This window comes from Candidatus Vicinibacter proximus (genome assembly GCA_016713905.1).
GTDB classification, from domain to species: Bacteria; Bacteroidota; Bacteroidia; order Chitinophagales; family Saprospiraceae; genus Vicinibacter; species Vicinibacter proximus.
The window spans coordinates 2,084,545-2,103,434 of record JADJOE010000003.1 but is presented as its reverse complement, the minus strand read 5'-3'; the positions used below and the strand labels follow the sequence as shown (position 1 = coordinate 2,103,434).

Here is an 18,890-nt window from a genome sequence, read left to right as displayed (position 1 = left end):
AAAAAATTATATTTTAATTTTTAAAGTCCTGCAGATATTCTGCGGGACTTTTTTTTGTTTTAATGCAAAGCGGTAACATTTACTTTTTCAATCCCATGTAAATGTAATTCGATGTGGCGATCATGTGCTTTGTTGGCGTATTCGCTTATAATCTCCAGGATGTCGTAATCGATAAAATTACATTCACTTCCATCAATCGTCAATACACTGTATTCTGGAATAAGGTCGAGTGCTTTCCGCAAATTTACTTTATTCAGGAAGGTTACATTGCTGTTGAGTTTGATGTAATGTATTTCTGTATCGTGGGCCATTTTTTTACTGATGCGGTATTCTGCCTTGAAATTATTCTGTATGATAAAATAAATGGAAATCAGCAATCCGATGCTGACACCGATTAATAAATCTGTTGCAAGAATTATCACAATGGTGATCAGGAATGGAAAAAATTGTCTCCATCCAAGGCTCCACATATTCCTGTATAATTTGGGTGGTGTAAGGCGGTAACCGGTAAATAAAAGTATGGCTGCAAGAGACGCATAAGGAATTAAATTGAGTAAAAATGGAATAGCCAGAACGGCAGCAAGGAGTAGAATGCCATGGGTGAAAGAAGCGAGTTTGGTTCGCCCTCCTGCATCTGCATTGGCAGCACCACGTACTACTACAGCGGTGATGGGAATGGCGCCAAGCAGACCACAAAGAATGTTGCCTATTCCCTGTGCAAGAAGCTCTCGGTTAACCGGTGTGATGCGATTTCTTTTATCCAACTTATCCACCGCCTCTACACACAACAAAGTCTCCAAAGTTGCAAGTAATCCAATGATCATTCCCTGTATCCAAATGATGTGGGTGGTAAAAATTTTAGACAAATCGGGAAAAACAATATGTGTAAAAACATTATGGGGGATTTGAACAAGTTGCGTGTGTTTTAAAGAGTAATCCGAAGTTGCCTGATAAAAAATCTGATTAAAAATAATTCCCAATACAACTACCGCTAGTGGTGCAGGTAATAATTTAAATTTGTGTGCATATTTTCCCTGGAAAAATATCAGTAATCCAAGGGAAAGCATGGTGATCACGATCGTACCGGTGGTGAGACTTTTGTTGAACGAAATGAAGTTCAATAAAAACTTGTGTTCAGAGAATAATCCCAGGAATCCACTGTTCCAAAAGTCAGGTTCGTCATATCCCAGTGCAATTGGAATTTGTTTTGAAATCAAGATAATTCCGATGGCTGCCAACATTCCTTTGATGACCGAGGATGGAAAATAATGGGCGATGCTTCCCAATTTAAGTAAGCCCAAAATCAATTGAAACATTCCGGCGACTATCACCGCCAGCAAGAACATCCTAAAATCACCTAATGAAACTATACTCGCAGCCACCACAGTTGTTAACCCTGCTGCAGGTCCGGAAACACCCAGCTGCGAGCCACTGATTAAAGACACCACTACGCCGCCAATGATTCCGGCCATCAGACCTGAATATAAGGGTGCACCCGAGGCCAGTGCAATGCCCAGACACAACGGCAGGGCCACAAAAAACACCGCAAGACCCGCGGGCAAATCATGTTTAAGCCAGATAAGGCGGTAGTATTTGATTTTTTTCCTCATCTCATTTCTCAACTGTTAGCTACAAAGATAGAGGATTGTGAGAATAAGAGATAACTGAACGATCTATGCTTCAGTAGAGATCGTTCAGCCATAATTCACAGCGTCAAACTTGGCAATGTAATATTTAGAATATTTTGGAGAATTTCGAATTCAATGAATTGAATTCAGCTAACCACATCCTGTTATTTTTCAAAATTATTAATATTTATCAAACCTATCTTAAAGTCCTTAATTTTTAAAAATTTAAATTCGCCAAAGTAAAATATCAAATTGCCTTCAGAAGTTAAACCGGATGCATTTGGAATCACACCTTGATTATTTAGGTTTTTATTTAACTTAATATCTTTGATACTTCCATCTGGTTTAAATCTTCTTAAAATAGGTATTTGATCTCCTTTGTTTTTCCATTTATCAATCGAAGTAAGATTAATGTTATTCTCTTGCTCATTAAACACAGCATACATTATATCGTTTTGAACAAAACTTTGTACCGGATAGATAAAGTAATCAGCGTCAGTTGCCAATTCCTTTGGGCAAATTTTTATGTCTTTCAATGTTTCATTTGCATCGTAAATAAACATAAAGTAATGTTTGCACTCATTGTATTTATACTGGATTCCTCCAACTTTTTCAATGCTTAAATATGAAGCTTCCCATACAATTCTGTGCTCAGATTTATCATTTTTCCAAGCATGTACTAATGAAGTATATCCAGACCAACCATCTTTATCTTTGTAAAATTTATTTTTTATTAACGGTGCTAAATAGTCTTCATTAATTGATTCGTTAGGTACTATTAATTCAGTCTTTTTATCATTTATTCTAACTAAAAATGGATTAACATGAATTCCTTTTTTTAAATTATAATTGAATCCTGTAAGGTAACAACCGTCTTCTGTTTCATACATTTTTACAATTCCGATGTACCCACTTGTGACCAACTTTGTGGTATGTGAACCATTTTTATTCAAATTAAAAAGATTGTAAGAATATGCATCATTTTTAGATAATGCTTGCATAATGACATAAAGGTTACCTTCATTATTAATTTTGAATGCTTTGAAATCAAATTCCTTGGAATTTCCTAGTGAACTGGACTTCTTCCATTGCAAATTCCCATCTTTATCTATTACACAAGCATCTAATTTACAATTTTCATTTTTTGTATTAGGATCAAATTTGTTGACTATTAAAATTTTACTTGAATCCAATGAGAAATCTACATCTATATTAGAATCTTCATCGGTAACCAGTAATTCTATTGCACCAATACGATTGCCGCTATTATCAAATGAGTAATGGTTTATAATTTTATTTTCCTTATTGTCATATGATGCTATTAAATGTAATTTACCATCCTTAAAGTAAGTTGCAATTAAATTTTCTTTTTTTTCTTTACCACTTACTTCAAATCTTCGTATTTCTTTTAAATCTTTGTCAAACATAACTACGCCAAGTCCTTGTGTTTTTTTTCGATCAAATTGAACTATATTTTTTATGATTAGGTATTGGAAATAATAAATTCCATCTTTATACCCTAAAAATTTATCTATGATAAAAGACTTTGATATTTTATCTACATCAACTGTTTTAAAATCAATTTGCGAATAAGAAAAACTTAATTGGAGTACTAAAATTGTGCTAAAAAGTATTTTCATGATTGAATTTTTCACAAATCTAACAAAATTTTAAATACTTTAAAGTATTTCAAGTCAAGAAATTACAAAATGTGAGAATCAGTTAGTGAGCTAATGAGTTAATTTGAAAATTATAGTCTTTGAAAATTAATAATAGGTTGGTTGATGTTTCTCAGCATAAAACATTACATTGAATAAAAGCAGTATCAATTAAAGTGTACGTGAAGCCGCTTTCGCAGTTTCGCCAGTGGTCGGACAAGTCCTTCACCTATCGTGCTGTCACACGATACTCTGCTGAAGCAGAGATCGTTCAGTCATACTTCCCAGCGTCAAACATTACGTTAAAATCTGTGCCTTGAAAACTTGCGTAAAGTTCAAGCCGTGAGGCTAGAATTAACCACTTTTGTTTGTCGCAGTTTTAAACTGCGATGCATTATAATTACAGCATTTTGAATGCATCCCGCTACCTAATTCTTTTAACAAAGACGCTTCACCATACGTGAGATTCAATAAGATCATGGCTTTTTAATATGCGGCTTCTATGGTCCCTCTTGAAAACCAGATTGGGAATTTTGTTGTTTAATCTTTAAATTTGCAACTAAAATCTAAAAAATGGCTGATCAACCAAAGAATCCCAATGAAATCAACATCGAGCTTTCTGAAAAAGTATCGGAAGGCGTTTATTCAAACCTGGCAATCATTTCACACTCCCACTCTGAGTTTGTACTCGACTTTATAAGGCTTATGCCTAACATACCTAAGGCAAAAGTGAAGTCTAGAATAATCCTTACACCACAACATGCCAAGAGGCTCCTAAAGGCCCTGGCGGACAATGTAAGTAAGTTTGAAAATCAGTTCGGAACCATTCAGGATCCAGAGCCGCCGCAATTTCCTCCTATGTCATTTAACACACCTACCGCCCAGGCCTGATCGCATTACAATTTATTTGATATTGAATATTACTAATATGAAGTACCTAAACTTGCTTTTTATTTTTATTGTAACAAACTATATCCTCCATGCCCAAAAAGAATTACTCACTGAAGAGACCCTTTGGAAATTGGGGCGGGTAGCATTGGAAGATGTTTCTCCGGATGGCGGAAGCGTAGTGTATTCAGTTACCTATTTCAACATCGTAGCCAATAAAGGGAATACTGACTTGTACGTCTGCAAGACCGATGGAACTACCCCTCCGGTAAAAATAACGAATTATGAAGGGCATGAAAACAATGCCAGATTTACGCCGGATGGGAAAAAAATCCTGTTTCTTGCAAATGGTCTCCTTTATTCCTGCAATCCAGACGGAAGCGACCAATACAAACTCGCTGACCTGGAGATGAATGGATTTGTGATTGCGCCTACAAACGACAGAATAGCTTTCCTGCAGGATGTGAAATACCGTAAAACAACTACGGAAACTTATCCCGGCCTGCCTCTTGCAAACGCCCGTTTGTACAATGATCTCATGTATCGTCACTGGAAAACCTGGGATGATGGTCATGACAGCAATGTTTTTACCGTGGAACTAAAAAACGGGATGCTGGTTGGGGAACCTGTGAACATTGTAAATGAACCATTTGAAGCTCCTGTGGAACCGAATGATGGAATCGAGCAAGTGAGTTTTTCACCCGATGGCAAAATGATAGCCTACAGTTGTAAGAAATACAGCGGCAAAGACTATGCACTCAACACCAATACCGATATTTTTCTGTACGATATTCAAACTAAATCTACCCGCAACATCAGTGGATTCAATCAGGGATATGATAAATCTCCGATCTTCTCTCCTGACGGCAACTCGGTGCTGTGGAATGCCATGTTGACGCCAACTTATGAAGCGGATAAAGATCAACTCATCCTCTACAATTTTAAATCCGGAGAAAAAAAGATGTTGGGCGCTAAGTTTGACAACAATGCCGAACATGCCACTTTTTCTAAGGATGGAAAATTTATTTATTTCATCAGTGCTGTCAATGCCTGCAACCAAATCATGATGCAGGACATTGCAACGGCTAAAGTAAAACAACTCACTACCGGAATTCATGATTACCAAAGCATCCTCGTAAGTCCAAAAGGATTGATCGGCTCAAGAGTTTCGATGACCAATCCGGCTGAAATATATTCCATTCACGGGATGACTGGCGAAGCGGTTCAGTTGACGCAGATAAATAAAAGCGTCTGGGATAAAATTAAAAAAGCAGAGGTCCGCCAAAAATGGATTCAGACTACAGATGGAAAAAAAATGCTGGTGTGGACGATCCTGCCTCCGGACTTTGATCCAAAGAAAAAATATCCCACTTTATTGTATTGTCAGGGTGGACCGCAATCCACTGTGAGCCAGTTTTTTTCTTATCGCTGGAATCTCCAACTGATGGCCTCCAAGGGTTATGTGATTGTGGCACCTTGCCGCAGAGGGATGCCCGGTTTTGGTCAAGAGTGGAATCTTGCCATCTCCAAAGATTGGGGAGGACAATGCATGAAAGACTATTTGAGTGCCATCGACGATGCAGCCAAGGAACCTTTTGTTGATAAAGATAGATTGGGAGCTGTTGGTGCAAGTTTTGGCGGATATTCCGTTTACTACCTAGCAGGAAATCACAACAAGCGATTTAAATGTTTCATCTCACATTGTGGTGTGTTTAATCTGGAGTCTATGTATGGAACCACCGAAGAAATGTGGTTTGTAAATTATGATTTTGGAGGTCCTTTCTGGGATAAAGCCCATGCCATGCAATATGAAAAATTTTCACCGCACAAGTATGTACAAAATTGGGATACTCCGATCATGGTGATGCATGGAGAAAAAGATTTTCGGGTACCTGTCAGCGAAGGACTGCAAGCCTACCAGGCTGCCCAATTGAAAAATATTCCAAGCAGATTGGTTCTGTTTCCTGAAGAAGGACATTGGATTCAAACGCCACAAAATGGATTGCTCTGGCAGAAAGAATATTTTGGATGGTTGGATAAATGGTTGAAGAATTAGTTAATTAGCTAATGAGTTAAATAGCTAATGAGTTAATTTGATAATGAGCTAATTTTAATTGTAGATTTAATATTGCAAGGGTATATATGGGAACAAGGGAAATAAAATATTTTTCATGATGAACAACAATCATTTGATTTTTGAAACGGATGAAAACGGACAAAGAAAGAGTCCCATGCTTGGCGAAGGCATCAAGAATTTTTTGATTGACATTGATGGTACCATTTGTGATGATGTACCCAACGAAGAGCCGGAGCGAATGAAAACAGTTGCTCCTTATCCGGATGCATTGGAGATGTTGAACAAATGGTATGATGCGGGACACATCATTTATTTTTTTACCAGCAGAACGGAAGATCTTAGAGACATTACGGATCAATGGTTGAAGGAATGTGGATTTCGATATCATGGTCTGATTATGGGAAAACCAAGGGGAGGGAATTACCACTGGATCGACAACCACATTGTAAAAGCTACCCGTTACATGGGCAAATTCACCGCCTTGGTCAAGTCTACTCAGGAGACAGATGTCTTTGAAGATTAAATTACTCAATTTGGAAAATTCTTGAAAGCGAAGAAAAAATTTTACGTGGTTTGGCAGGGGCAGACTCCGGGCGTGTACCACAGCTGGGAAGATTGCCTGAAGCAAGTCAAAGCATACCCCGACGCTAAATACAAATCCTTTGAATCGCTGGATGAAGCCAATGATGCGTACCTCTCCGGCTATACTTACTCCGGCAGCCAAAAAGCCAAAGCGCCGTCCCAGAGGTCTCAGGATTGGAAAAAAGTGGTGCCTGTAGGAAGTATTACGGTGGATGCGGCCTGTCAAGGCAATCCGGGCAAAATGGAATACAGAGGAGTGGATCCCTATACCGGTGTCGAACTGTTTCATCAGGGGCCCTATGTACACGGTACCAACAATATTGGGGAATTTCTGGCACTCGTCCATGCTCTGGCCTTGCTTAAAAAATTAAACAAACCCCAGACACCGATCTATACAGATTCTAAAACAGCCATGAGTTGGGTAAAAAGAAAAATTCCAAACACCAAAATTGAATTTAATGCAAGCAACAAGGCTATTTTGGATTTGCTGAACCGGGCCACTCAATGGTTGAATCAAAACACTTATTCCAATCCCATCATCAAATGGGAAACAGAAATCTGGGGAGAGATCCCGGCGGATTTTGGAAGAAAATAGAATACCAGCTCAGGATCCATTAACTTTGAGTGAATGAATATATTTGGAAAAGATCGTTTTGTATCACTGGCCGTAAAAAATGCAGTGGTGTACATCCTGCTCATTTTGTTGAGTAGTTCGCTAATAGGTTTTTTCCTTTACCGCATTAGTTCCAACATAGTCATTTCTTCTTCTGAACAACAATTGTCTCATACCGTTGAGATCCTGGATGTGAAAATCAATTCTTACATCAACAACATCCGAAAAGACATTCTCTTTCTTTCGCGCAGCGCATTTCTGAAAGATTACATCAAAAGCATGTATCAGTCAGGAGTACCATTGATGAGAAATAAACTTGGAGAAGATTACATCAGTTTTATGTCCAGCCGACCTGACTATGCACAATTGCGAATCATTGGAAAGGAAAATGCAGGACAGGAAATTATCCGCGTTGATCAATTCGAAAAAGGAATCCATCTGGTGCAGCGCGATCAATTGCAACAAAAGGGATTCAGTTCTTATTTTCAGGAGACCTTGACTTACCCGGAAGATTCCGTTTATTTTTCAGTGATTGACCTGAACAAGGAGCATGGAAAAATAAGTAATCCGCAGATGAGCACACTGAGAGTGGCTTGTCCGATTTTCATACAGGATACTACTTTTGGAATCATCATCATCAATGCCAATCTGAATGCCTTTCTGGATGAATTAAAGAAGACGGTTCCAAAAGAATTTGAACTCTATCTGATGAACCATCAGGGATATTATCTTACACATCCTGATCCCGCAAAAGAATTTGGATTTGAACACAATTTACAACCTGCGGGATTTGTGGATTTGAAAATTGACCTCAAAAATTTGCAGTCTGATCAATCGAAAATACACTCCTCTGCTACAGAAAAAAATCTGTTGGCCTATAAAAAAATTAATTATCCACGGAAGGATTATTTCCTGATACTGGGCTTGCAAGCCTCAAGGGAAACTTTATTGGTGCCTTTCTACCGATGGCAGGGATCCATATTATTGATTACTTTATTCATAGTATTGGCAGTTGTTTTTTTAGCATTGTGGTGGTTAAGAAAACAGACCTTGAGTTTGGAGTCCATCACCAAATCCATGACGAGTTTTGGACAAAATCTCTCTACTGAAAAACTACCCATTCATCAGAACGATGAAATAGGAATGTTGGCGCGCAGTTTTTCTTCCATGTCACAAACTATCCAGCAAAATATTCATACGCTTGCCAAAGCAAGAGATGAAGCAGAAGAAGCAAACAGGCAAAAAGAAGAATTTCTGCAGAACATGAGTCATGAGATTCGCAACCCCTTGCATACCATCATCGGCATGTCCAGAATGCTTGCTGAAAACAATCCAAAGTCTGAGCAATTGCCTTTAATAGAAAGCTTGAAATTCAGTTCGGATAATTTACTGGCGCTGGTCAATGATGTACTCGATTATTCAAAACTAAAAGAAGGGCAAATTACTTTGCAAAGTGAACCGATTCAATTGGATCAGTTGCTGCAACAAATACACAAAGCATACTTGTTTGAAGCAAGGACCAAAAAAATTGAGCTGGAATTAATTTTAGACAAGACCATAGAGGGAAAAGTTTTTAAAACTGATGGATTGAGACTCAGTCAGATCATCAACAACCTGTTGTCCAATGCACTGAAGTTTACACATGCCGAAGGCAAAATAACGCTTAGAGTAAAGGGCAGCCAAATTCAGGATGGACAGTTTAAATTATTTTTTGAAGTTTCCGATACGGGCATCGGTATTCAGGCAGATCAGATAAATCTGATTCATCAAAGATTCCAGAAAATGGATTCCGGTCAAGGCATCAGCAACATTCATGGGGTAGGATTAGGCTTGCCGATTGTCGTGCAGATGCTTGATTTGTTTGGCAGCAAACTGGAAATTAAATCGGAGTTAAACAAAGGATCTGATTTTTCTTTTGCAATGGAACTGAAAGTGCTGGACCAAAAATCAAATGTCAGCAAATCTTTACTTCCTGTGAGTATTGATGATCGTTATAAAAATATTTTGGTGATCGATGATGATCCGCAGATTCAGTTATTGTACAAGCATATTTTTGATAAGCCAGGAATAAAATATGTACAGCTTCATCACCCCGATGAACTTAAAGAACTGTCCCCCGGTCTTTTGTTTGAACTCATACTAACGGATTATAATTTTGATGATTTTAAGATTGTGGATCATCTGAGTGAACTCAGAAAATTTAAACCGGATGGAGGCGCGATCGTATGCGTTACAGGTGCACACGACATTTCGAGAGTCAGCACAGAAGGAGAGGAAATATTTGATGCCGTAATACAAAAACCGGTGAGTCCTCAGAAATTAATTCAGCGCGTTAATGAGTTGGCAGCACTGCAAACTTATCCGGCACCGGATGTGGAAGTGTTGTATCGGGATTATGATTTTCAAAAAGATAAAGTGTTGCGGGCACTGGAAATCCTGATAGCTGAGTGGCAAGATGCGATGAGTGGTTTTAAGACCGCCGTAGATCAGCATGATGCGGGGCTCAGAGATAGAATACTACACAAGCTGGTAAACAGCCTGCGGCGATTCAGTTTGTTTGATCTGGAACAGTTAATTCATGGTCTACCCATTGAAACCTCTTCTGAGGAGTTGGATGAAAAGTGGAAGTTGGTACAAATGAAAATGGAATTTTATCTAAATTATTTTGTGAAGGAAAGATTAAAGTTTCAGAAGGATTGAACCTTGTTAGAATAGCTGACAGTGAATTTAATCAGAAACCTAATAATCCACCCTTATTTTTCCATCACAAAACCTTACCACATCCGGACTTGATTTCCGTTGCTTTGGTTTATCTACTTTAAATTGCATCCAATAGTCATGAATTCTTGTATTATGGAATAAATGTTTTTAAATTTATTTGTTGTTAAATATAGAGAAGAGTTTATCGAATTATTTTGAATTAGTTTTCGTACAACGTTTTGCGGCTTTGCGTTCGTGCAGGATTTCGGAGCAAGAAATTGTCCTTCAGTGCAGACCTTGATAGTAAGCACAACTTGTCCTGCTTAAGTCTGGAAGGTTCATTTAGCCGCACAAACACCAATTTTCTAAAGAGCTTTTATGGGGTTTAATTTTTCATTTATTAATTAAGAATTTCATCATCTGAACTTTTGTGCCTGAATGAATCAAGAATATATATGCACCATCTATTATTTTCGAAATATTAATTTCATGTTGTGGTTCTAAGTTACCAGACAATACTTCTTTCCCAATCATATCAATAATTTTGAAGCTTGCTGCATTAGAATTATTAGCAACATGAATATAATCTGAAGCTGGGTTAGGATAAATTATAAATGATTTATCTGATTGTGGGGGGTCTTGTGTATTCACAGGAATTTCATGGAGGCTTCGTTTCCAAATTCCATTTCCATATGTGCCAACATATAAAGTATCATTCATTATTTTTATTGAACTCAGGTCTAAGTTGATCAATCCATTATTAATGGAAACCCAGTTTTGGCCGAAATCATTTGTGAAATAGACGCCATAATTGCTAGATATAAATAAATTATTACCGATGTATGCAAAGTCACGGATTGAAATATTTGTAACCAGCCCATTATTTGCAAAAGTCCAATAATTCCCGTTGTCAAAACTAACGAACATCCCATAATTTTGAATATACACAAATAGCGCACCTTCACAACTGACTAAAGATATCGGTTTTCCGTTGGGTGGTAGTCCATTATTTGACAAGACCCAACTTTGGTTACTATCAAGCCTTAAAAGTTGTGCATCACCACAGGTGGCTATAAAAGGGATGGAGTTATAATTAACAAATGCTTTAATTTGATTACAATATTTAGAGGGAAGGCTTATATTTATCCAGTTTAGTCCTGAGTTATCGGTATAGTATATTTTATTATCTACATATGCAAAAAATCTATTATTTTCATGATAAATCTTATAAAGCTTGCCGTTTAATGTGTAAGGAAGATTTGTTAGTAATTCGTCCCAAGTGTTACAATTGTCTTTCGTGTATCTGATATAAGAGTAAAAAAATGGTGCAATAGGAGTGCTGTAGTGATAACTTATATAAATGGTATCACCATTAGTTGCCAAAGACCCAATTCCAGATCCTAGTTTGGGATACTTGGGTATGTTTGGTGTGTTTACTGAATCCCAGTTGGTTCCATTATTTGAAACATAAACGTTATTTATATCATTTGCGACCAATCCGGATTTTGTTTTAGCCAATGATTTAATATTCGAACAAATTAATCCAGATTTATTAGTAATCCATTGGCCATTGTGATTATAAAAAATACCCTTGGATTTTGTTCCACAAATTATCATGGAATCATAGTAAACAAGAGTCGTGATACTCAAATCTGGTAAACCAGTATTTAAAGTATTCCATCGTTTACCATTATCTATTGAATAGTGTATACCATTATTGGAACTTCCAACTAAATATTGATTATTTACTTTTAGGACAGTTGTTATGGAAGAAGGGGAATTAAATATTAAGGTCCAATTGTTACCAAAATCTAAACTTTTAAATAAACTATTTCCAATTGCAACAAAAAGCGTATCATTAAATGATTTTATAAAGGAAACAGTAGATAAAGGTAATCCAGAATTAACTGGTGTCCATGTTGCTAGCATTTCAGAATTTCTGTAAACTCCTTTAGTCGTTCCGCAAAAGATATATTTTGAGGTCATTTCTACAGATTTTATATCATAAATAATATAATAATATGGGGGATCCGGCTTTGAACCTGTGTCGATTGGCAAGCCAGTGTTATGCCTAATCCACGTTTTCCCAAAATTGTTTGATTTATAAAATCCTAAAGGACTTCCTCCTCCATAAATACAGGAATCAGAATGTGTCAGTGTAGAAAAAGGTAAAGTGGAAATGTTAGTAGGCGAATTCTCAGGATTCAATAAATCAATTAGTTTTATACCATTGTTGACAACAAAAAGGCTATCTTTTATTTTAGTATAAGAAGAAAAAAATAAATGGGGATTTTTTAGATTCCAATCATTATTTATTGTTTTTTTAGAAAACAATCCACAGTTTGTTAATGTAAATATTATTGAGTCATCTGGGATTATTGACAAAACATCCGTATTGCCGTATGGGCCGTCGGTTTGATTCCATTGCGCATGGCAATTAATAGCTTGAATAAACATCGCTATTGCCAAAATATATCTAGACTTCATATATATTCATTTAGATCCTTGCTTTTAATTTAATACTTTGCTTGACAAAATAATGCATTTCTGACTAATTTTCGTCAGATAGACCCTATAAAATATCGTATCCTCTACAAACATACGGTTTAATTAATTAAACTACAAGGGGTTTCCTATGAATTCAATGAGATTATTCAAAGGAATGACACTTTTAATAGTAACTTTAAATCCCTTGACCTTCGTTTAAGCTATGTTCGGATTGATGCGGATCTCATTTCGATTGCCTTCCACATCATTCAGACAATGGTTTCTCAATTCGCTCAACCTGCATCCTTTAGCATAAATTGGTGAAAGGATGAACTGATGTTTAAATGTGGTAGAAGAATTATTCATGCTACACGTCCTACTTTGAAAGGATGGATCGAAGTTTAGTTTCTTTTTTTGGCCTAGGAAGCTTGGTTAAGCTCCAGGGGAGAAATAAGACATTCTTGAATAATTTTGGAATAGAGGATTATCGGAATTAAATTCCCCTTAAGGGGACCATGCTAGACCTTTTTCAAATCGATCTATCAGATATTTCCATACCGGATCATCACACATTGACTCATTGAGATACCGTGCGTCAAAATATATCAAAAATTAGTCGGCAATCTTGAGATATGTTTTTATTGTCTTGGATGAAAAATTCTTGAGTATCATAAACACACGATACTCGCTCACCGTATTGGGATTGTAATGCATAAAAAATGTTTTTTAGATGAACATTCTATTCATTACAAAAATATAATTCAATATTTGTAATTATGCTGTAGTGAATCTAAATGGACAAAGCCAGACCAATGCTACTGTAGGAAATTATGCTCAATATGTCAGTGGCTACATGGTTATGGGACCACATTACATGGTCACGAATCATTATTATTCAGGTACTGAAAGAATAGCTTGTAAATTAGTTGGTTCTGTAGATAGTAGTGTTGACAACAGTCTAGAGTTATCGGGATCAGAAAAAGCAGGACTTCCTGATAGACAAGCAGAAGATCTGGAATTAATCAGAACTGAATTTGGATTCGACACCTTAATTATTGAAGATACTGATCCAGAAGAAGACGACTGTGAAGATGAGCGACCGATTTCCGACGATTTTGTCGGAATGAAGCACGACAGTGCTTCAAGGGAGTGAACCACGAAAGTGGCATGTAATAAACACCAATAATGTAACATATTTCTTCCATCCAGATCACATTGGATCAAGCACATATTTAACAGATGAGGCTGGAAATCCTTATCAATTTATCCTATATTTGCCTTTCGGTGATGACCGACTGGTGGCGCTACTGCGCCAATCGAGTGATAAAGATCACTCGATAAGAAGGGAACCGATTGCCCCTGCAATCGGCTTGATGAAAACCAAGATTGAAAAATAAAGATTACTTTAGTGTGAAGTCTAAAAGTGGAACTTGCTGGCCGAACAGAAAGCTGGGGGCTATTCTACGAAGTATAGGTTCACGGGTAAGGAGGTTGATGAGGAGACCGGACTTTATTATTTTGGGGCGAGGTATTATGATCCTAGGATATCGGTGTGGTATGGTGTCGATCCATTGACAGAAGATGGATTAGAGTATTCTCCTTACATATATACATTCAATAATCCAATAATTTATACTGATCCTGATGGAAAGTGGCCAGACCCTCCTGCTTGGCTTAAAGAAGCCGCTGCAAATACAACTGCTTTTGTTGCAGGTGCTGTAAATGCAGTTTCTTCAAATATGTTAGCTGGTGCTGGAAGAGGTGACCCAAATCAATTTGGAAATTATGCACAAGCAGCTGAATATGGGCAAACAACGGGTGACGTAATTGCAGCAGCTGTTGGAATTGTTGAAACTGCTGTCGGGTTTGTTGGAGGTGCTGCAGCTGTTGCATTTGCATTACCATCTGGAGGAGCTACTGCTTTGGCAACGCCAGTAGCAACAGCCGCTGTAGTTCATGGCGCAGCAACAACTACAACTGCCTTAAGCAATTTAGCTAGCCCTTCTAAAGTTGAGGCCCGAAAAACACCTACTGAGAAGACTAATAAAAGAATTGAATCAATTAAACAGCGTCAACAAGAAGTTAAGCACACTACAAGTAAAAGTAAATCAAGTAACGACAAGCATACTAAAGTAAGACCAGGTGAAAGAACTGGTGACCAAAGAAATTCTAATAAAGGAGATAAAAATAAAAAATTTAAACAGGACCCTAATCCTAATAAAAGAGTAAAAAATGACAAATCATCAATTGATTAGTAAAATTTTAAATTACTCAAATAAGAAAGACCCAGTTTTGATTCGAAAATATCTGGATCGATTACATGAGATTATTATCAAATTAAATCATAATAAAAAATATGTAACAATAATCGAATTGCTATCAATTCTAAAAAACGAAAAGTATGTAGTTGATTTTGACTATTGGATTCTTGTCGAGTATGGGCTAGCATTTTATGAATTAAGAGAATATGAAAAGGCTTTAAAAGTTTCCAAAAAATACATGAAAATAGCACCTAATGATTCTTATTGTTTATATAATTATGCATTAATATTACGAGCAAATAAATTACATATCGAGGCAATTAACAGCCTTAATCAAATTGTTGGAAAGAATGAAAAAATAAAGAACAATACTAATAAATCAATAATTAATGATGCAAGATATCTATTGGCTCTTTCTTATTTTGAAAATAATAATTTAAAAATGTCATTATTTTTTTATGAACAACACTTAATCAATCGACAAAGAGGTATTCAATCCATAGTCACAAGACTTAATGCAATTAATGAAAAGAAAGATGTTGAATTAATGTTAAAGATGAATGGCGATATTTAAATAATCCCCATTTTGGCACAGGTTTTCAACTTGTGCTGATAATTATTAGAAGGAATGCATTGGCATTTGATCATAAGTTCTATCATCAAGTAATCTGCCAACAAGTTTTTTATTCTTGCCTCCCCATTGCTTGAAGAATAAATATCTTTTATCTTTGTATGACCTAAAAAGTTAGGATTATGATTATTAAGTACAGAAGTGGTATGTGGTCGATCCACTAGCAGAAAAAGCTCCCAACTGGAATCCTTATCGTTATGGGTTTAATAACCCAATAAGAATAATAGATCCAACTGGAATGGGAGAAGAAGAAGCTAAATTTCCACCTAAAAATTTTACTGGAAATTCATGGTGTGATTCTGATGGATGTTTTAATCGGACTGATAAAAATCAGGATTATAAATGGACAGATAACGAGGGCAAGGATAAAGGAGTTTATTCTAGCATGACTCCTGAAGTTAAAGAAAATAGATCATGGAATAACAAATTAGTGTCCGCAACAGAAAATTTCTATGGCGTTAAAGAGCAAGATTTGAAAGGCGAAGGTGGAACGGTTGCAGTTCTAAAGATAGCCAGCAAACAAGCTTCAGTTATTTTAAATGTTTTTTCATTAGGAGAAGGTTTTGCTGCTTTAAATTTTAAAAAAGGGGCTTCTATTCTTGGAAATGGAATAACAATGTATGGAATGGGTAATGATGCGAATGATTTAATAAATGATTTAACTGGATTTAATTTCACTGAATTTACTTTAGGGGAAAATGGAGCAAAATTAAATAAATTAGTTAATGCGACACTCGGTGGTTGGAAATCTCATTTTGAAGCAAAACCAGGAGTTGGAAATATTGGTGATATAAAAGATGCATATGAGTTATCTAATCAAATTAATAAAAAACCTAAATAGTTTATGTCAGCAAGGAAATTATATTATTTTAAACATAATATTATTGAAAATCTACCTTTGGGATTTATCCTTATTATGCTGTTTTGGTTTTGGAATTCAGCAAAATTATTTTCGACACTAGCAATTGTAGCAATAACTTACCTTTTTTATTGGTCAATGAAATCTAAAGCTGAAATTGTCGTAACAAATAAAGACCTTTTTTTAAAGTATTTTATGCTTTTTATTAAAAAGGAATATTTTTACAATTTAGATCTGATTGAGGAAATTAAAATCTACTTTTCTTATAAACGGGGACATTACACAACGGTTTACATAAAAGAAAGAAATAATGTAAAAATTGTAAAACATGTTATTGCAATGAGTTTAAAAAATTCTGAAAAATTATTTAGAACATTAATAGATTTGAAAGTAAATATTAATAGAATAGACTCGTATTTATCAAATGAAAACATAAAAAGTTTACCATAGAATTATTTCTTTTACTGAAGTATTCTACCTTCTATTGGCGGAAATCTGTGCTTTGTGCCTAATAATTTTGACAAGGATTGCATCGGCATCTGATTATAAATTCTGCCATTAAGAAGACTAACTGAAAGACTTTTATTTTTTTTCAGCCCCACTGACAGAAGAAGAATTGTTATATTTGTATACCCTAAAATGTTAGGTGTATGAACTAGCAGCATAAATTTGATATAGTGCCGATCCAATGGAAGAAAAAACACCTAGTTGGAATCCATATCGATATGGATTTAATAACCCAATAAGAATAATAGATCCAACTGGAATGAGTGAGGAAGATTCTGATGGTGGAGGTGATCCTAAGAAAAAAGCACCAGAAACTTCCACATGTCCTCCATCAAGTTGCACGCCAACACCAACACCTCAACCAAGTGATAAGCCAAAGGAAGACACTTATAGTTATCCTGAAGGATTTGTAGGCAATGTGAATAGGGTTATTAATAACATATTTGATAATAAGCCATCTGATGAAGTTAAACTTAAGGGACCAGATGGGTTTAAATTTGCTTTAAAGAAAACACTTAGTGTTAATCTACAAATGGCAAATATTGCTTCGACTGTGACAGGGGTTGGGCTTGCTGCAAAGGGTATACAAGGAGCAAAAATTGCAATTGCTGGAATTGAAGCTTTAAATTTTGGATTTTCTGCTGCCGATATATATAATGATGCCACAAATAAAGAAAGTAAATTAGTAGATTATGGAAGTGCAATATTTGGCCTTAGAGGGATTAATACTTCTCTTAATCAAATTAATTTAAAAACTATAAATTCTGAAAAAAGTCTAATTCAATTAAATTCCAATATTTCGGATTTATTTGATATTCAAAATTTATTTAAAAATTAATTTATACTCTTAAGCATTTATGTTAATTATTGATAATCAAAAACAATTAAGAAGAGAGTATATATTGATAGCTGTTTATATAATAGCATTCCTAGTAATTTTTAGTAGCAATATTCATCTAATAGGTAAGTTAGCAGTAGGTTTAGTTATTTTCCTTTTTATATTTGTTTCTGCCCAAAAATGTTATTTGCTTCATTTTACAGATACGGAAATTAAAGCTTTTTACTTTTTTCCTAAAAAATCAAATGTAAATATTAATAATAGCAATATAGAATATATTAAGACACGTGAAAAGCGAGGCAAGCATGATCACTATGTACTAAATATTTACTTAGTGAATAAAAATAAATATACGTTGGAATTTGATTGCAATGAGGAGCAATGGGCGAATATTATGAAATTTTTAGAAGCACATAATTTCTATACTAAAATTATATGATCAATAATGCCCTTTAGCAGATAGAATTAAAATTTTATCGTCAATAATTTCATAAACAAGTCGATGTTCTTTGTTGATTCTGCCAGACCAAGCGCCTGATAGATTTTGTTTTAGTGGTTCAGGTTTGCCGATGCCATCAAAGGGATTGGCTTTAATGCCTTTGACAAGTTGAGCTATTTTTTTGAGGATGGATTTATTTCCAGTCGATACCCACAAATTAAGATCTTCTTCAGCATTAGGAAGAAAAATTACTTCCATAATGCATTAAGTTGTTCTGTAGTATATGCTTTGCCTTTGCCATCTTTAAAGTCTTGTCTGCTCTTCTCAATTTTAGCAACAAATTCAGGATTATAGTATTCTTCATTAGAAACTTCAAATTCAATTTTCATGGCATGGAGTGCAGCTTTTATAGCATCGACCTCTTCGATGGTTTTGGTTCGGGAGGGGGTTCTCTGACGATGTCTATCTTGTTTTCCGGGGTGCAGGAAACAAGGGAGAGGATCAAGCAGGAAAGGATATAGTTTCTCATAGTGGATTTAATACATACTGATCGATTTGGCTTTATTCATAAAGTACAAAGCGAATTTAGTAAGAAACTTAATAATCCACCCTGATTTTTCCATCACAAAACCTTACGACATCCGGACTTGATTTCCGTTGCTTTGGTTGCTCTACTTTAAATTGCAACCAATAGTCATGAATTCTTGTATTACGGAATAAAT

The 18,890-nt window shown here is 35.7% G+C and carries 17 protein-coding genes and 1 pseudogene; 12 read left to right on the top strand and 6 right to left on the bottom strand.

Annotation, left to right across the window (positions count from 1 at the left end):
* Nucleotides 1-59: 59 nt before the first annotated feature.
* Both IPJ83_16985 and IPJ83_16980 read right to left on the bottom strand, forming a co-directional pair.
* The gene (locus IPJ83_16985; GenBank protein MBK7882230.1) at nucleotides 60-1,610 is read right to left on the bottom strand and encodes a SulP family inorganic anion transporter; all 1,551 of its coding nucleotides are present in this window, start codon (nucleotides 1,608-1,610) and stop codon (nucleotides 60-62) included.
* Nucleotides 1,611-1,792: 182 nt separating this feature from the next.
* A complete protein-coding gene (locus tag IPJ83_16980; protein MBK7882229.1) occupies nucleotides 1,793-3,268 on the bottom strand; it encodes a hypothetical protein in 1,476 nt (491 codons plus the stop codon).
* 591 nt (nucleotides 3,269-3,859) lie between these two features.
* Between IPJ83_16980 and IPJ83_16975 the strand changes: the two genes are divergently transcribed.
* The 5 genes from IPJ83_16975 (at nucleotide 3,860) to IPJ83_16955 (ending at nucleotide 10,146) form a co-directional block, all read left to right on the top strand.
* Complete coding sequence (locus tag IPJ83_16975) at nucleotides 3,860-4,177, top strand: DUF3467 domain-containing protein (GenBank protein MBK7882228.1); 318 nt, start codon at nucleotides 3,860-3,862, stop codon at nucleotides 4,175-4,177.
* Nucleotides 4,178-4,214: 37 nt separating this feature from the next.
* The gene (locus tag IPJ83_16970; GenBank protein ID MBK7882227.1) at nucleotides 4,215-6,230 is read left to right on the top strand and encodes a S9 family peptidase; all 2,016 of its coding nucleotides are present in this window, start codon (nucleotides 4,215-4,217) and stop codon (nucleotides 6,228-6,230) included.
* A 115-nt stretch (nucleotides 6,231-6,345) separates the two neighbouring features.
* Nucleotides 6,346-6,774 carry a phosphoheptose isomerase gene (locus tag IPJ83_16965; GenBank protein MBK7882226.1) on the top strand — a complete coding sequence of 143 codons (429 nt, stop codon included), beginning with the start codon at nucleotides 6,346-6,348 and terminating at the stop codon, nucleotides 6,772-6,774.
* Between the two features lie 21 nt (nucleotides 6,775-6,795).
* On the top strand, nucleotides 6,796-7,428 hold the full coding sequence (locus IPJ83_16960; protein MBK7882225.1) for a ribonuclease H family protein: 633 nt from the start codon (nucleotides 6,796-6,798) through the stop codon (nucleotides 7,426-7,428).
* 33 nt (nucleotides 7,429-7,461) lie between these two features.
* A complete protein-coding gene (locus tag IPJ83_16955; protein ID MBK7882224.1) occupies nucleotides 7,462-10,146 on the top strand; it encodes a response regulator in 2,685 nt (894 codons plus the stop codon).
* 393 nt (nucleotides 10,147-10,539) lie between these two features.
* Here IPJ83_16955 and IPJ83_16950 read toward each other — a convergent pair whose 3' ends face one another.
* Both IPJ83_16950 and IPJ83_16945 read right to left on the bottom strand, forming a co-directional pair.
* The gene (locus tag IPJ83_16950; GenBank protein MBK7882223.1) at nucleotides 10,540-12,633 is read right to left on the bottom strand and encodes a T9SS type A sorting domain-containing protein; all 2,094 of its coding nucleotides are present in this window, start codon (nucleotides 12,631-12,633) and stop codon (nucleotides 10,540-10,542) included.
* Between the two features lie 216 nt (nucleotides 12,634-12,849).
* Complete coding sequence (locus IPJ83_16945; protein MBK7882222.1) at nucleotides 12,850-12,999, bottom strand: hypothetical protein; 150 nt, start codon at nucleotides 12,997-12,999, stop codon at nucleotides 12,850-12,852.
* A 418-nt stretch (nucleotides 13,000-13,417) separates the two neighbouring features.
* Between IPJ83_16945 and IPJ83_16940 the strand changes: the two genes are divergently transcribed.
* The 7 genes and pseudogenes from IPJ83_16940 to IPJ83_16910 all read left to right on the top strand — a co-directional run bounded on the left by IPJ83_16940 (nucleotide 13,418) and on the right by IPJ83_16910 (nucleotide 18,168).
* Nucleotides 13,418-13,786 (top strand): hypothetical protein, encoded by a 369-nt coding sequence (locus IPJ83_16940; protein MBK7882221.1) that lies wholly within the window; start codon nucleotides 13,418-13,420, stop codon nucleotides 13,784-13,786.
* Between the two features lie 277 nt (nucleotides 13,787-14,063).
* Nucleotides 14,064-14,294: pseudogene (locus IPJ83_16935) on the top strand (RHS repeat-associated core domain-containing protein).
* Between the two features lie 571 nt (nucleotides 14,295-14,865).
* On the top strand, nucleotides 14,866-15,468 hold the full coding sequence (locus tag IPJ83_16930; GenBank protein ID MBK7882220.1) for a hypothetical protein: 603 nt from the start codon (nucleotides 14,866-14,868) through the stop codon (nucleotides 15,466-15,468).
* A gap of 205 nt (nucleotides 15,469-15,673) precedes the next feature.
* Complete coding sequence (locus IPJ83_16925) at nucleotides 15,674-16,366, top strand: hypothetical protein (protein MBK7882219.1); 693 nt, start codon at nucleotides 15,674-15,676, stop codon at nucleotides 16,364-16,366.
* A gap of 3 nt (nucleotides 16,367-16,369) precedes the next feature.
* On the top strand, nucleotides 16,370-16,834 hold the full coding sequence (locus tag IPJ83_16920) for a hypothetical protein (protein MBK7882218.1): 465 nt from the start codon (nucleotides 16,370-16,372) through the stop codon (nucleotides 16,832-16,834).
* A gap of 238 nt (nucleotides 16,835-17,072) precedes the next feature.
* Nucleotides 17,073-17,729, top strand: coding sequence for a hypothetical protein (locus IPJ83_16915; protein ID MBK7882217.1), 657 nt, complete (start codon nucleotides 17,073-17,075; stop codon nucleotides 17,727-17,729).
* 19 nt (nucleotides 17,730-17,748) lie between these two features.
* Nucleotides 17,749-18,168 (top strand): hypothetical protein, encoded by a 420-nt coding sequence (locus IPJ83_16910; GenBank protein ID MBK7882216.1) that lies wholly within the window; start codon nucleotides 17,749-17,751, stop codon nucleotides 18,166-18,168.
* Here the strand turns inward: IPJ83_16910 and IPJ83_16905 are convergent, their stop codons facing one another.
* Together IPJ83_16905 and IPJ83_16900 are read right to left on the bottom strand one after the other, a co-directional pair.
* A complete protein-coding gene (locus tag IPJ83_16905; GenBank protein ID MBK7882215.1) occupies nucleotides 18,169-18,426 on the bottom strand; it encodes a Txe/YoeB family addiction module toxin in 258 nt (85 codons plus the stop codon). It lies immediately after the preceding gene.
* Nucleotides 18,417-18,557 carry a hypothetical protein gene (locus IPJ83_16900; GenBank protein ID MBK7882214.1) on the bottom strand — a complete coding sequence of 47 codons (141 nt, stop codon included), beginning with the start codon at nucleotides 18,555-18,557 and terminating at the stop codon, nucleotides 18,417-18,419. The genes IPJ83_16905 and IPJ83_16900 overlap by 10 nt, the downstream gene beginning before the upstream one ends.
* Nucleotides 18,558-18,890 lie beyond the last annotated feature (333 nt).